The organism is Thioclava pacifica DSM 10166 (assembly GCF_000714535.1).
GTDB classification, from domain to species: Bacteria; Pseudomonadota; Alphaproteobacteria; order Rhodobacterales; family Rhodobacteraceae; genus Thioclava; species Thioclava pacifica.
Genome location: NZ_AUND01000001.1, coordinates 122,177 through 139,442 on the forward strand (window position 1 = coordinate 122,177; position 17,266 = coordinate 139,442).

General features: G+C 64.5%; 1 protein-coding gene (only partly in view). It reads left to right on the forward strand.

Translation table 11 applies throughout. The features are described from left to right. A protein-coding gene (locus TP2_RS00575; RefSeq protein WP_157617008.1) for a proprotein convertase P-domain-containing protein crosses the window boundary here: on the forward strand, positions 1 to 17,266 show its beginning. Its footprint extends 21,329 nt past the window's final position; the window shows 17,266 of its 38,595 coding nt (coding positions 1-17,266); its start codon is at positions 1 to 3; its stop codon lies off the right edge, out of view.

Sequence of the window (17,266 nt, forward strand, 5' to 3'; positions counted from 1 at the left end):
ATGACCTCCGGCAAGCCCCTCCACGACGCGGATTCCAGCCTTCATCGCGAGGAAAACTACCGTGTCGAGGCGCTCGAACCGCGCCTGTTGCTCTCGGCAGATCCTGTATTCGGCGAGCTGGCCCGCGTGGCCGCAACCGCCCATCAGATCGACCCTCTGGAGGACGTTCCGGCGCTCGTTCAGATGGTCGATGACCTGCATGAACAGGACGAATTGGCTGCCGATGAAGGCCATGAAGACACCGCCCAGGGCGGTGTGGACTGGCCCGAGGAATGGACGCACGAGGCAGCGGCGGACACGGCTGACGAGGCCGCAGATCACGCCCAGGAACACGCGGTTGCGCTGTTCCAGATGGCCTCGGATGCGGTGGAAAATGGCGGTTTCCTGACTGCCGTTCAGGTGCAACAGCTGCTTGATCTGGCGCTGTCGCGGATGGAAAACACGCCCCTGTCCGGGTTCGACCCGGTGGGCAGTTCCGTGGCGGATTTGACCGGCCACGAAGCCACTGGTCCCCCGGCCGCGACCACTAACGCACTGGAAAACAACGAGAATACTGACGATCCGGCCGCCGGGTTTGTCGCTGCTGGCACCGAAGAAACCAGCGAAAATCAAGGGGATAACGGCGAAAACGGCACCGATGACGCGCAATATCTGCGCCTCGACGCCTCTGCCGCGACCGGCACCGATGCCGCGCCCCTGACCTACGAACAGCTCGCCCCCGTCTTCGAGGAAGCGCTCGCTCAATGGGCCGCCCTCACCGACAACGCCGAGATCCTGTCGCAGCTCACCATCACCATCACCGATCTCGAGGACGGTGCGCTTGCCCGCATCACCGGGACGCTGATCGAGGTCGACGCGACCGCCGCGGGTGCCGGCTGGTACACCGGCTCGGAGGACGCGGGCTTCGACGGCATCGACCTGCTCACCACCCTGCTGCACGAGATCGGCCACGCGCTCGGTTACGACCACGACGCCGACATCGCCGTGATGGGTGCGACGCTCGGCACCGGCGAGAGCATCGAGCTGACCGCGACCGGTGCCGTGACCGCGGACCCGGTGAGCGGCGCGCTGAACCTCTCGGGTGCCACGCTCGTCGTCGAGGGCACCGACCCGACCAACCTGACCTTCCAATTCGCGACCGACGGCGCGCTGGTCGTTCTCGACGGCCTCAGCACGATCGGCTCCTACACCGCCGGGCAGGTCACGTCGATCGAGGCGGGTGCCGGTCTGCTCGACACGATCGAGGGTCCGGATGCCGACACGGTCTGGACGATCACCGGCATCAACGAGGGGTCGCTGAGCTGGGATGGCATCACCGTCACCTTCACCGGGGTCGAGCGGCTCGAGGGCGGCGCGCAAGCCGACGCCTTCGCCATCGACGGTCCGGGCTTCGTGACGGCGGGCTTCGCGGGCAATGCGGGGCTCCTCGAAATTTCGGTCGGCGATTTCGTGACGCTGGCGACGACCTCCGAGATCGGCAGCGCGATCAACTTCACCGATCTGACCGATGTGGGCGTAGAGCTCTACACCGTCGGCACCGGTGCGACGAGCTCGGCCGCGAACGGCTTCGACGTGACGACGATCGCGCTCACCAATGGCTCGTTCTTCGCGGGCAGCGGTGCGAACGGGTATTTCACCCAAGGCAAGCCCACCAGCTCGGTCGGCTTCGAGATCGACAGCCTGAGCTTCAGCGTGACCCTCGTGCGCGAGACCGCCACCGGTCGCCAGTGGGTGCTGGCAGACGGGTCGGTCGCGTCGGCCGGTCTTGTGAATGTCGATGGTATCACCGCGACCCTGACCGACGCATCGCTGACGCTGGTGACCGAGCAGCCCGCCAATGTCGCGCTGCCCGATGGCGACCAGGTCGTGCTGTCGCAGATCAACGGGTCCGCTACCAGCGCCACCGCGCCGCTCGCGCAGGTCTCGGGTCAGCTGACCCTGGCCGTGGGTGGCGAGGTTCTGATCGCGGGCGGGTTCGGTTTCACCAAGACGACGGTGAGCGGGCTGACCGGTGCGGCAGCCGCGACGGGCGATCTGCTCGCGCTGAGCCTGACCGGCGTGCAGGTCTTCGCGGGCACCGGAGCGAGCTTCGACACCTCGACGCCCACCGCTCCGACCGTCGACACGACTTCGGACAGCGCGTTTGGTTTCTACGTCTCGAGCCTCACGAGCCAAATCGGCATCCTGACCTCGGGCGGCGTGACCTATACCGGCATCGACTTCTCGCTCGCCGCAACCGGCGTCGGCATCCCCGGCGTGACGGTCGAGGTCTCGAACCTCACGGTGCAGTCGAACAGCGGCTCGGGCGGCTCGGCGATTGACTGGACGCAGAGCGCGCTCACCGTGACCGGCCTGGGCCTGAGCACGCAGATCACCAAGGTCGAGGCCACCGCGACGGTGGTGGTCGATGGCGCGGTCTATATCGCGGGCACCTTCGGGCTGGTGAGCACCGAGGTCACCGGCATCACCGATCAGAACGGCGTCACGGGTGTGAGCGGCAAGCTGCTCGTGATCACCATCACCGATGCGGAGCTGTTCGCGGGCGTCGGCGCCGAGGTCAGCGCGGGCAGCCTCGATCTGACCGAGGCCTCGGGCTTCGGCATCACCGTGCCGAGCTTCACGCTCGCCATGTTCACCGCGACCGGCGCGACCGAGACGGTGACCGGGCTGGAATTCTCGGCCAGTGCGCAAATCTACGGCATCCCGGATGTCACGGCGGTGATCGACACGCTCGACGTGGCCTATTCGAGCGCCGATCTCGACTGGTCGCAGACGCCCTTCACCGATGCTGGTGTGAATTTCACCTTCGATCCGTTCCAGGGCACCGTTCTCGCGGTGCGTGCCGAATTCACGATCCAGAGCACCGTTCTGCTCGCCGCCGATCTCGCGATCTCGGTCACCACCCAGACCATCGCCGCCGCAAATAGCCCCACCGGCGTGGAGCTGACCGATGCCAAGGTCATGACCCTGTCGCTGACCTCGGGCGTGATCTTCGTGGGCTCCGGCGCCACGATCACCTTCGACGCGACCACGGGCGCCGCGACGGGCTCGACCGGCGGCACCGGGTTCGCGGCCAGCGTCACCCGGTTCGAGTTCGCCTCGGTCAAGAAGATCAACGCGGGTACCGGCGCGGTCGAGGGCAGCTGGAGCGCGATCAACCTGCTGGCCGAGACGGTCGAGCTGCGCAACATTCCGGGCTTCCAGCTCGAAGTGAGCGATTTCATCGTTCAGGCCAATATCAAGGATGCAACCAGCCTCACCGTGATGAGTTGGAAGCTGCTCTCGCTCCCGCTGCAGCTGAGCGATGCCAGCACTGGCTTTGACGCGACCGAGCGGTTCCTGATCGGCGCGACGATCGACAAGCTCGACATCGCGGGCACGGTTCTGCTCACCGGCAGCTTCAGCGTTCTCAAGACCTCCGGCATCGACCTGGGCGGCGGCGTCACCGCTGCGCTCCTCTATGTCGAGCTGACGGGCGTGAACTTCTTCGCCGGTGCGGGTGGGGTGATCTCGGGCGGCGTGCTCGATACTTCCGGCGCGACAGGCTTCTCGGCATCGGGCGGCGATTTCGCGATCGGTATCCTGACCACGGATGAGCTGACCCCCGTCACCTATACCGGCGTCGCGGCAAGTCTTTCGGGCCTGGGCCTGGTGAACGTGACCGGCGTTACGCTGAATCTCGCCAGTCTCGAAGTGGTCTATAACGCCACGAGTGGGGCAAGTAAGCTTGACTGGTCGACCATCACGGATGCGCCTGCGCTCTCGGATGTCGACAGCCTGACCGATCTGGCCGTCTCGGGCGAGCTGACCCTCAGCGTCGGCGGGTTCGTCTCGCTGGCCGCCACTTTCGGGCTGCGTTCGGTGACGGCGGATGCCGATGCGGGCACCGGCGCCGAGCTGATCCACATCACCGGCGGCGCACTGACGCTGGTCACGCTGGAAAACGTGCAGTTCTTCGCCGGCACCGGCGCGACCCTTTCGACCGATCCGGTCAGCGGTGCGAGCCTTACCCTCGCTGCGGACAGGATCGGCTTCGGGGCGACGGATGGCACTCTGGCGCTTGGTCTGTTCTACGATGCGACCGGCGCGGTGAAATACACCGGCGTGATCGCCTCGCTCAGCATGCTCTCGGTCAATGGGATCGAAGGCGTGACGGTTGAGCTGGCCTCGCTCGCATTGAGCTACAACGGGAACAGCTCGGCCACCGGTCCGAACCTCGACTGGAGCACCATTACCGAAAGCGCTGCCGCCACCGCGCTTGGCGCCCTCGACCCCGGCGACGCGCTGAAGGTGAGCGGCAAGCTGACGCTGGCGGTGGACACGTTCGTGTTCCTGACGGCGGAGTTCACCTTCCTGTCGGTCGCGGCGACGGCGACGGGTGTGAGCAACGGCGCGCTGACCTTCGTGTCGCTGACCAACGTGACCTTCTTCGCGGGCAGCGGTGCGACGCTGGCCAAGGATGAGGCGGCGGGGACGACCTCTCTGACCTTCGCGACCGATGCGGCGGGCTTCTATGCGGCGGGCGGCTCGCTGGCGCTCGGCATGCTGACCGATCTCGACACGGGCACGAAATACACCGGCGTGATCGCCTCGCTCGAGCAGCTCGACGTGAAGGGGATCGAGGGCGTCACGATCCAGCTGGCCTCGCTGAACCTGAGCTACAATGCGGTGACGCCGGTGGGCACGAAGCTCGACTGGAGCACGATTTCGGATGCGGATGCGCTGGCGGCGCTTGGTACGCTGGGGTCGGGCGACGCGCTGAAGGTGACCGGCAAGCTGACGCTGGCGGTGGATACGTTCGTGTTCCTGACGGCGGAGTTCACCTTCCTGTCGGTCGCGGCGACGGCGACGGGTGTGAGCACCGGCGCGCTGACCTTCGTGTCGCTGACCAACGTGACCTTCTTCGCGGGGACGGGCGCCACGCTCTCGGTGGATGAGGCGACGGGCGTGGCCTCGCTGAGCTTCGCGTCGGGCGCTGCGGGCTTCTACGCCGCAGGCGGCTCGCTGGCGCTGGGGCTTTTGACCGATCTCGACACGGGCACGAAATACACCGGCGTGATCGCCTCGCTCGACCAGCTCGACGTGATGGGGATCGATGCGGTCACGATCAAGCTGGCCTCGATGGCGCTGAGCTACAATGCAGTGACTCCTGTGGGCACGAAGCTCGACTGGAGCACGATCTCGGATGCGGATGCGCTGGCGGCGCTTGGAACGCTTGGGCCCGATGATGCGATCGCGGTTTCGGGCAGCCTCGCGGTGAGCGTCGCCGATACGGTCTTCGCGCTCGCAAGTTTCGATTTCTCGGCGACCACCGAAACGATCGATGATCTCAGCCAGGCCCCGATTGTGGATGCGCAGGTCACCCGGATCAAGTTGACCGGCGTGAATTTCTTCGCGGGCGTCGGCGGGGCCTTCGATTACACCGACGGCGACACCGCTACCTTCCCGATCGGCATCGCGGATCAAGGGCTGGGCTTCCTGGCCGAAAACGCGACGATCGAGATGATGTTGGTGAAGGATGCGGCGACGGCCGCAACCCCGCGCAGCTGGAGCGCGCTGTCGGTTTCGGTCGATTTCATCGGGATGCGCGGGCTGCCGACCAGCTTCGCGCTCAACGTGACCGATCTCTATTTCCGCATGAACACCGCCTCGGCAGGGGCGACCCGTCTTGATTGGAGCGCGATCGTCGATGGCACCGACTATCCGGGCCTCGTGCAGATCACGGACGAGACGGTGATCAACTTCGGCGGTACGCTTGATCTGGCGCTCGACGGCTTCGTGCTGGTCTATGGCACGCTGGCGGGTTCGATCACGCAAGCTGCTGTGAGTGACGGCACGATTTCACTGACTGCGGCCGATATCACCAGCTTCAAGATCACCAATGCGCAGATCTTCGTGGGTGCTGGCGGAGCCTTCGATCGCGAGGCCGGCACCGATCGCGTCCTTGGCCTGCTCGATCAGGGCACGGGCATCTATGCTTCGATGGCGGCGGGCGATGCGCTCGAGCTTGCGCAGGTGACGCGGCTTGCACGTGCGACCGATGACAACGCGGCCGATGACAGCAATGCGAATACGCAATGGGACGATGCGACTGTCACGCTGAGCTGGACCGCTGTGCGTCTGAGCGTGGCCGAGCTGGGCCTGCGCGGCATCACCGGCTTCACCCTCGATCTCTCCGACCTGCTCGTGGAGGGCAATTTCGCCGCTGCCGATGGTTCGGTTCTGGATTGGAGCGCGCTTGGCGCGGTCGCAGGGCTCGACACGCTGAGCCTTGCCGATACCGCGGATGGTCTCGACGCGACGGCAGGCTTTACTGTCATGGGTACGGTCTCCGAGCTGAACATCGCAGGCGTGGTGATCGCGACGGGTACCTTCTCGATCAAGAGCCTGCTGGCCGATATCGCGGTGGCTTCCGATATCGAGGCGGACAACACGCTGAGCAATGCGAGCGTTCTGATCTTCACCCTGAGCGATCTCAATGTCTTCGCCGGTGTCGACGGGGCGCTTGATGGCAGCTCGATCGATCCCGATCAGGGCATGGGATTCGTCGCAACGGGGGCCTCGCTGCAACTGGTGATGGTGAAGGAAGATCCGCTTGCGCCAGCCACGCCCGATGCGCCGCGCAGCTGGATGGCGCTGGCGCTGCGCGTCGATCAGGTCGGTCTGCAAGGCCTGCCGCTGACGGCAACCGCGAAGGATCTCTACTTCGCGATGAACAGTGCGGATGTGAATGGCAAGAAGCTCGACTGGGGCGCGACCGGCGTTGATCAGATCAATGCGCTTGCCGATATCACCCAGCTCGACGCGGGCTTCGGCATCGAGTTTGCGGCCTATGTCGAATTGCAGATCGAGGGCTCGATCCTGCTCGCGGGCGGTCTGTCGGGCCTGATCCGTGAAACCTCGCTCAACGATCCTGGGGATACGTCGATCAACACCAAGGTCTTCGCCTTCTCGATCGATGGCGCCTATGTCTTCATCGGCACCGGCGGCGCGTTCGAATATGATGAATTCGACCGGGTCGATGCGGTGGCCAATGCAGGCACCGGTTTTGCCGCCGAAGGGCTTGCCTTCGACCTGATCTCGGTGACCGAGGTGCTGCCCGACGGCTCGACCGCCACCCCGCGCAGCTGGACGGCGCTTTCGGCCCATGCGGATTCCATCGCGCCGCGCGGTCTGCCCGAGGGGCTGGAACTTACGGTGCATTCGCTCGACTTCACGCTGAACGGGCGCGATGCCGCGACTGAGCAGCTCGACTGGGCGCCGATCATCCAGGATCTGGGCATCGATGCGGTCGCGCCCGAGGATGGCACCGATCTGGTGATCTCGGGTGGGCTCGATCTCGACATCTTCGGCTTCGTTTCCGGTTCGGCCCATTTCGATATCGTTATGCGCAACCAGATCGAGGCCGAGCTCAACGCCAACAGCTCCGACGGTCTCGAAAGCGCCAGCCTGATGCTGATCGGGCTCGATGTGAGCAATCTCTTCATCGGCCAGCCCGGCGGGGTCGGGCTGAGCGTGGCCTCGGCCAAGCTTGGGCTCGCGCTGATCAAGGCGACGCCGCCGGCCGACAATTCGACCGACCCGCCCGGCGTGCTGCCGCTGCCCGCGACGACGACGCCCTCTGCAACCGCCGTGATCGGCACGGTCGAGGGGGGCGAGCTGACCGGCCTGCCCGAGGGGATGGAGCTGACCGTCAACCGCTTCTCGTTGAACTATTACGCGACGAAGCCGAACGGGAACGACGCGACCAACTTCTTCGACTGGACCTCGATCGACCTCGATGGCGAAGGCACTGGTGCGGACGCAGGCGCCGTCGATTTCACCTTCGGACCGTCGGATGACGAGACCACCGTCACCTTCGACGCGCTCACCGACAGCACCACGGTCGAGGGCTACCTGACCCTCAACGCCTTCGGCTTCGTCGATGTCGGCGCCTATTTCTCGCTCTCGCAGGACATCGTCGATGTCGATGTGAACCACGACGGCACGTTCGATCTGAGCACCGACATGAACGATGCGAAGCTGACCCGGATCGGGTTGCGCATCGACCCGGCGGATGACGATGCCTCGATCGGCTACGAGTCGAACTTCTTCATCGGCATTCCCGACGGCCCCGGCATCTCGATCGAGCGTGCGGATATCCTGCTGGCTTCGATCAAGGCGGCCGATCCGACCGTCGATACAAGAAGCTTCACCGGGCTCAAGGCCGAAATCGACAGCGCCGAGCTGACCGGGATCACCGGTGTGACGATCTCTCTCGATGCGCTCTCGCTCGAGATGAACAAGGCGGCGGATGCGAGCGGCGAGATCGATGTGCTCGACTGGGCCAACAGCATCAACCTCAACTCGACCGAATGGGGTGATGCGGACAGCCCGCTTGGCGGCCAGGACCTTCTGAGCGGCACGAACAAGGATGGCGAGACCCTCGCTGACGGTGTCACAGTGCTGGATATGGACCAGTCGGGCTTCTCGCTGTTTGCCGCGGCCACGATCGAGATCGAAGGCTTCGTCTATATCCAGGGCGATATCACGCTCACCAAGACCGACAAGGTCGCGGCCCGCGAGGTCGGTTCGACCACCGCTTTCGAGGCCTCGGTGCTCTCGGTCGGTGTCGCGAATGCGGTTGTCTTCGCCGGGATCGGCACGCCGACGATCGACGTGACCACCGATGGCGACGGCAATGTCACCTCGCGCCGTGTCAACGCGGATTCGGATGCGACCGGCGTCGCGCTTTCGCTCGACAGCATGGGCCTGCATATCGTCAAGGAAATGGCGGCAGATCCGGCGACGGCCGATCCGACGCAGTTGCGCAGCTGGATTGTGGTGAAAGCCACGGGTGCGGCGTCGCTGGTCGGTGTCGATGACGTGGTGGTCTCGGGCGATCTGACGCTGGTGATGAACAGCTCGGGCGAACTGCCCTCGACCACCGGCGGCGATCCGGTGCCCTATGATACGCTCGACTTCACCTATGGCGGCGTCGGCGGCACCTGGGACATCGAGATCGGTGCGACCACGGTCAACTTCGACGAACTGACGGTGGCCACGCTCGAGGTGTCGGGCTCGATCACCATCGGCTTCTCGAGCTTCGTCTTCGTCGAGGGTGAGTTCGCCTTCACCAAGTCGGCCACGATCTACGATGCGCTGACCGAGAATGACGATGCGCGCAAGCTAAGCGCGCTGACGGTCGGCGCGCAGCATGTGAACATCTTCATCGGCTCGGGCTATGACCAGAGCGCGGGTTTCGATGCGCAAAGCGATCTGGTCGGGCTGAAAATCACCGATGCCTATCTGGCGCTCGCGATGTTCAAGGCGGTCAATGCCGATGGCTCGCCGATCCTCGCCACCGATGCGAATGCGGGCGATGGCGGCTCCTACATGGCGCTCAAGGCGGGCGGCTCGGTCGAGCTGGTCGGCATCGACGGCGTGACCCTGTCGGCTTACGGGCTGGAGCTGGAACTGAACCAGGGCAAGACGCTCGATGCGACCCCGGTCAAGGAAGCGCTGAATCTCGGCAGCTTCACCGGTGGCGGCTTCGACGTGAAGGTGTCGACCACCGATACCGTGACGCTGGATGCGGCGGGCGAGATCCTCTCGGCCTCGGGCTTCGTGGTTCTGGGCTTCGAGGAATACGTGTTCCTCGCCGGCCATGTCGCCTTCCAGAAGGGCAACACCCTGACCATCGGCACCGGCGTCGATCAGAAGAACTTCGCCGTGACCGAGATCTCGGGCGACGGCATCTATGCCTTCGCGGGCACCGGCGGGCCGTTCTTCGAGGTCGATACCTCTGGCGATACCCCGGTGGTGCAGGAACTTGCGGACACCTCGGGCGCCACGGGCCTCGTGCTGCGCGACTTCTCCTTCAGCCTTGCGCTGCTGGGGCAGGTCGACACGAACGGCGTCGCGGTTGCGGGTGGCGACAAGTATACCGCGCTCTATGCCAGTATCCTGAGCGTCGAGCTTGCGGGCATTCCGGGCGTCGCGATCAGCGCGAACGGGGTCGAGCTCAAGATCAATCAGGGCAAGTCTGGCGCTTCGGGCATGGGCACCCAGACGATCCTGCCGGGCTTCGACTTCACGTCGCTGACCGGTCTGGACCCCGGTGTGCTGCAAGTTCTGAAAGATGAAGGTTTCAGCGGCACCTTCTTCTCTGTTTCGGCCAGCACGGCCCCCGCCGACCCCGGCCACGGGATCGAGCTTTGGGTGAACCTCTCGGGTGTGACGCCCACCAGCGCGGCAGATGCGGAATTCGTTCTCTCCGGCGATCTGCTCTTCGAGAAGACCACGAGCGCTGCGGGCGCGGTCTACACGAAAATCGCGCTCACCGACCTGACCCTCAAATTTGGCGACTACGAATTCGGCGGCTCGGCGCTGATCTACCTGACGCCGCAGGGCATGGCGGGCAAATTCACGGTCACCCTGCCCACGATTTCCTTCACCGATGGCACGAACCGCTACGAGATCGGCAACGGCACCTCGGGTGATCCGATCACGGCGACGCTGGAACTCAACACCTCGACCCAGGCCGTCAATGTCGATTTCGGCGGCGGCAACATTCTCGATCTGCCGCGCGGCAAGTATCTGCGCGTGAGCGTCGAGAACGCCGCCTTCAAGATCGACCTTGGCGACGACGACATGGCGAACCCCGAGATCTATCTCGAAAGCACGCTGGCGCTGTCGCAGTTCACCGACACGCTCGGCAATAAGCAGATGACGCTGGCCTTCACGGATGTGGCGGGCGGCTACACCAACTCTTCCGGTGACGGGTTCACGATCGAAAACGGCAAAGGCGTTCTGATCTTCTATTCGAGCGCGACGAACCCGACCGCGACCACCAATGGCATAGCTGCGCAGATCGAGGTGACGGTGGCCATCGCAGCCGCGCCCTTCTCGGCGGGCGGTACCGGGATCATCCGCATCAACACCACCTCGCGCACTGATATCTACGAAGAGGTGGATGTCGGGGATGCGACCTATATCCTCGACTTCCTGGGTCAGGCCAATGTGAACCAGATCGCGCTGGCCGACGCCAAGCTAAGCTACGAGCCCTATTTCACCATCGAGGGCAGCTTGAGCGATGCCGCCGTGCTGCCGACCGGTGCGACCAGCGGCAAGGTCGGGCGCAATATCACGATCTTCATCGGCGATGCGGGCGACCCGAGCGACCCGACGGACGATATCGGTCTGCTGATCACCAATACCGTCATCGGCATCTACGAATTCGGCGTCGATGCGAACCACAAGTTCGCCGTCTATGCCAAGGGCGAAGTTCAGGTGGTCGGCCTGCCGGGCCTCAATATCTCGGGCACGGTCGAGGTCTGGATCAACAATTCCGGCCAGACCTTCACGATCGTCGATAATGGCTTCCCGCGCCTTGATGGCGACACCTCGGGCGATCCTGTGCAGTTCACCTTCGTCGCGGGCCAGATGGAGCGCGTGAAGGGCGATGTCGAGATCAGCTTCGGCGTCGCGGAGACCGGCGATCTGCTGGTCATCTCGGCCGATGACGTGATGTTCACCCGCACGCCCGATGGCCGGATCGACGTGGATGCGCCGCAGACCTCGATCCTCGTCACCCCGCCGGGGGCCGAGAGCTTCGGCATCGAGGGGGCCGCGCGCTTCAGCTTCGGCGGTGCGCTTGGCTTCCAGCTCGCCGATATGCGCGTGACGGGCTATACCTTCTTCGGCGAGACGGTCGAGCTGACGCAGACCACGAACCTGCGTCCGCTGACCGCCGATCTTGCCTCGCCGCTCAATGGTCAGATCATCGACCTCGACGGCTTCACCTATATCGACGTGACCTTCAACAACGTGAACCGGATCGAGACCGATGCCTATCCGATGGGGATCGATCCCGACTCGATCACCGATGCCGATCCGGAATTCGTGATCCGTGCGACCTCGGGCGGGACGAGCACCACGATTACCGTCGATGGCGCAGGCGAGCTGGTCGAGGGAGCGTCGCGTCCGACCTATCGCTACCAGATCACCACGCCCACGAGCCTGTCTGCCGACACCGTCTACGAGGTGCAATTCCTCGCCAATTCCTGGCGCGACGGGGCAGGTGCGCAGAGCGCCGCGGAGTTCGAGCGCTTCACCGTCCGTCGCAGCCCGGCCTCGACGCTTGCCGCTGGCCAGCAGGATCTCACGGGTGTCACGGCGCTGCCGGGGATCGACCTTGCCTCGCCCTTCAATGGCGCGGTGATCGACAAGTCGATGCTCAACGCCAAGGGCTACATCGACATCACCTATTTCGTGCCCGAGGGGGTCACGCTCGACGCGGCGACGATCAACGGCAACGAGATCCGCTTCACCGCCACCGGTGGCGCGACCAATGTCGATCAGACGATGACCAACGCCCGCTTCTCGGTCCAGAAGATCGGCGCGACTACCTACCGCTATTACGTCACCGCCAAGCCTGTCGCCGCGACCACGGCTCAGACCGGGGTGGTGAACACGGTGAACCAGAACGCGACCGCGCCCTCGAACCCGGCCTTCGGCGTGGGCGATGTGACGGTCGAGTTCGTCACCGGCACCTGGAGCTACACGATCGACGGCACCGCATACTGGTTCGGCGGCGCAGAAGTGGGCAGCTCCACCGAATTCGGCGATGGCGGAACCACGATTTCGACCAAGGCCACTGCCTATACCCAGATCTTCAAGGTCGAGGAACTGCCGCCCACCGAGGCCGCGACCCCGATCAAGATCGGTCCGGTCTCGATCCTCTCGCCCAAGGTCGGCATCTCCAAGCTTGGCTTCAAGGATGGCCTGCTGGTGATCACCGTCGGCATCGGCGCCGAGACGGCCTCGCTCGCCTTTGGCGGAACCGCGACCCAGAATGCTGATGGCACCCAGACCAATAGCGGCGGTACCCAGATCACCCTGACCAACCTGTTGGTGAAGTTCGATATCGGCATCGACGTGCTCGGCGTGATCTCGGGTGGCTCCGACGACCCGGTCGTCTCGCTCACCGGCAAGTGGGAGATCACCGCCGACAAGCTCACCGGCACCGTTCCCGATGTGGTTCTCTTCGAGGCCACCAATATCAAGGTGAAATACGACCCGAACTGGGAAGCGCCGGATGACTGGTCGACGCTCGCGCCCGAAGGGGCAGGGCAGGAGATCGTGACGATCTCGACGATCAAGGTCACCTTCCTGAAATTCGGCATCGCGGGTTCGATCCTCGAATACGATCCGGGCAATGGCGACGCGAAGATTCCGGGCCTCACAGTCTATGATAACGGCTTCCGCATCGGCCGCGGCGAGATCATCTATTCGGGCACCGGCACGGGCACGGGCACCGGCACCAGCGCCGTGCAGCGCACCGATGGCGGCAGTGCGAAGATCAAGTTCGGTTCGATCCTCGAGTTTGACGACCTGCGCATCGGCGTCGAGAATTTCGCGCTCATCTTCGGTCAGGAGGTCAGCTTCGACGGCACGATCTATGTGGGTTCGGGCGGGGCGACCTTTGCTCCGGGCAAGGCGATCAACGCCAAGGTCACCGACCGCGCAACAGGCGAAGATCCCGCCGATACGCTGGCGCTCAAGGCGGGCCTGACCTTCACGGATGGCGTGGTGGATGGCTTCATCTTCGAGCTCGACACGTTCGAGATCAATATCGGTTCGGTGCTGAAGCTGAAGGGCGTCGACTTCCAGCTCGACACCGGTGCGGCCGATGACGAGGAGCTGATTTCCTTCGCCTCGATCGGCGCCGAGCTGAAGATCGGCTCTCTCGCGCTCTCGGGCGAGGCACGCCAGTTCGCCTTCCTCGGTGACGGTACCTTCGTCACCAAGCAGGGCTTCGGCGTCTTCATCGGGGTCGGCGCGGCTTCGGGCGAAGCCTTCAAATGGCCGAGCTGGCTGCCGATCCGCATCACCGAGATCGGCGTGCAATGGCCCGACATCCAGGCCGACCCGACCGATTTCGTCCTGACCCTGTCGGCGGCGATCACCGGGCTGCAAGGCTATGACGGGATCACCTTCGAGGGTACGGTCGAGGGCATCCGCATCGACGTGGGCCTGCTGCTCGAGGGCAAGTTCCCGATCATCGGTATCGACTCGCTCGGCGTGAAGGTCGGGGGCGACGCCTTCGGTGGCCGGATCGAAGGCGCGCTGATCGGCGGCATCATCCGCATCGGCGACAACGATCAGGTGCTTTCGACCTTCGACCTGACCAGCCATGTGAAGGAACGCATCTTCTTCATCGGCGTCGAGGCGGGCTTCTCCTTCTCGGGTGTGGGCGGTTTCACCATCCGCTTCGCCCTGTCGGAACTCGGGCCGCTCGGCGTGCTGGTTTCGGCTTCGATCCCGGGCGGTATCCTGCTCGAGCCGAATTCCGGCCTCGCGATCAACGACTTCACCGGCAGCGTGGACTTCTTCAAGTCGCTGCCCGACATCACTGACCCCGACGATCTGAACGGCCCGGATTTCGCGCTGCCGCTCAATGTTTCGGTCGACGACTGGCTGAACTCGGTGCAGGCGCAGGTCGTGAACCAGTATCTCGCGATCCAGGGCGGCTCGGCGGCGGGCGGCGGTTTCGCTGCGGCCTTCACCTCGCCGATGGTCATCACCGGCTCGGCGAAGATCTACTCGATCTACACCTCGCAGGCGGTCTTCAACGGTCAGGTCACGATCAAGATTTCGACCGATGGCAAGATCCTCGTGATCGGCCAGCTCAACTTCGCGGCCGACAACCTGTCGCTCTCGGCCCGGCTCTACGCGAACCTGTCGAAGATCGCCTCGGGCGAGGGTACGATCCTGCTTCTGGTCAAGGTGCCCGATCAGCTCGACCTGCTCACGATCAAGGGCTCGCTCCAATTCGGCTTCAAGGATATCCTCGGCGAGGCGACTGATTTCGCGGTGGTCGAGGAACAGTCCGCGACGCCCACGCAGCGCCTTGCCGGTCCGGCCGATGGCGGCGTCACGGGCGTCGGCAATTTCAACGAGCGCGCCTATATCGACATCACCCTGCCGGATATCACCGGGGCGAGCATCAATGTCGCGTCGGTCACCGACCTCACTCCGGAGATCGAGATCACCGGCGGCAGCTTCACGCTCGATGACAGCCAGGCCCCGACCCAGGTTGATGGCAACACGTTCCGCTTCTGGCTGATCGGGACCGGCGATGTCACGGCGGTTGACTACACCTTCATCTTCCAGGCCTGGTCCTACAGCGACGATGCGACCAACGAGACCGTCTATGCCGACGAGGACACCTCGACCCATAGCGGTGATGATGCGGTCGCGGGCCCGTGGGTCGATATCAAGTTCATCGCCGAACTGGGTGGCGAGATCACGCCCGAGACGCTCCGCGCGATCGCGGCCTCTGGCGTCGCGCCGTTCCGTCTCTTTGGCGAGACCGAAGGGGATATTGACCTCGTCGACAGCACCACGAGCACCGATATCGCGATCGCGCTCTCCGATGGTGCGACGGTCCGCTACTTCCTCAGCGGGGCGCTCGCGGTGGATAACTACACTGTCGAATTCCTCGCGGACACCTGGGCGAACAATGCCACCCAGAGCGGTCCGAACAACACCGCAACGCCGGATGCGAACTTCTCGCTCGTCGAGCCGGTGGCCACGATCGGCGCGCCCTTCGCGCCGGGGACGACCGGTCTCGTGGTCGATGTGAACTCTGCGAATACCTTCAATGTCGATCTGGATTTCGATACCAATCCGGATGCCTTCCGCGCGATCGTCATCTCCTTCGATGCGGCGGGCAGCGGGACGCTCGATTACAGCTCGATCCTCGACGCGAATGCCGAGTTCACGATCACCCGCACCGCCGATGCCTCTGGGGCTCCGGCGACGGGCTCGATCAGCGTCCCGAATTCGCCGGTGCCGGTGCAACTCTTCATCACCGAGAACGGGCAGGCGGTGTTCAAGACGCTCATGCTTGATGCCGATGGCCGCGTGGTGGCCTCGGACAGCGACGATGCGTTGGACCCGCTGCCGACCGATACGGCCGAGCTGTATGCGTTGCTGGCGCGCGAAGGCATCACGCAATTCGCCTACACCACGACCGACACCTTCCAGCTCGGCACCTATGAGATCGAATACACTGGCAACTGGGCCGATGCGGCGGGCAATACCGGCGCGACCGGCACGCAGGTGATCGCGGTCGAGGGCGCAACGGCGGTCATGGTCGATCCGGGCGCAGGCGCGTCGATCGACGTGAACCTGCTCAAGCTGCGCAACTATATCGACATCCAGTTCGCCGCGGCGGATGCGGGCCTGATTTACGATGCGGCGTCGATCACCGATGGCGGGGCCGAGTTCACGCTGAGTGGCGCGGGCCTCGGCACGATTGTGATCGACGATGGCGTCGCTCCGGTGCGCGTGGCTGGAACCGATGACGCGCCGGTCTACCGCTACTGGCTGACGGGCGAGTTTGCCGACAGCGCAACCTATGGCGACATCACGATCACCGCGGTTGATCAGGGCTGGTCCTATCGCTACGACAGCGCGACCGGGCATGGCGTTGGGTTCACCAGCGATCCGGCTGTCGGAGCGGTGACCGCCGGTGCGATCGTGCTGAGCAATACCACGCTCGAGATCACCTTTACCGGCATTCCGGCTGGCTACACGCTCGATCCGGCCTCGGTGCTCGATCTGGCGCAGGAATTCAGCGTGACGAGCGTGCTCACCGATGAGACCGGCCGCCTGACCAACGGCTCCTTCGTGGTGACCTTCGCCGATGCCGCGCCGGTGCTGCTGCAGAACTCTGCGACCGATCCGACCGATATCTCCTTCACCTATTCGATCGCGGTGTCGATCCTCGATGACGTGGGCCAGATTGCGACGCTCGACGGGGATCTGCTGCCGCAAACGATCGAGATTGATCTCGACCAGTCCAGCCTCTCCTTCTTCAAGGACAGCGCCGCGGCTCCGAGCATCGTGGAATGGGATGGCTCGAGTGTGAGCACGCCGGCGGGCACCGATGCACTGCCGGGCGATCGCACCTATTTCGACATCGAGCTGCGCGCAGCGAAGTCCGAAACGATCTCGGACGACCTGACGACTTCCGACATCACGATCTCCGGTGTCACCGTCACGCATCTTCTCGAGATCAACGGCGTCACGCGCGTCTTCGTCGATGGCAGCTTCGCAATCGGGTCGGTCTCCGTCGAACTTGCCGCCAACAGCTTCGGCGGCACGGCGAAGAACCGCGCCCAAACGCTGAACTTCGCCGTCTCCGGCCCACAGGCCAATCTGGTCGACCCGGCCGATGAAGGCAGCGCGGGGCTGGGCGAGATCAACAGCCGCGGCT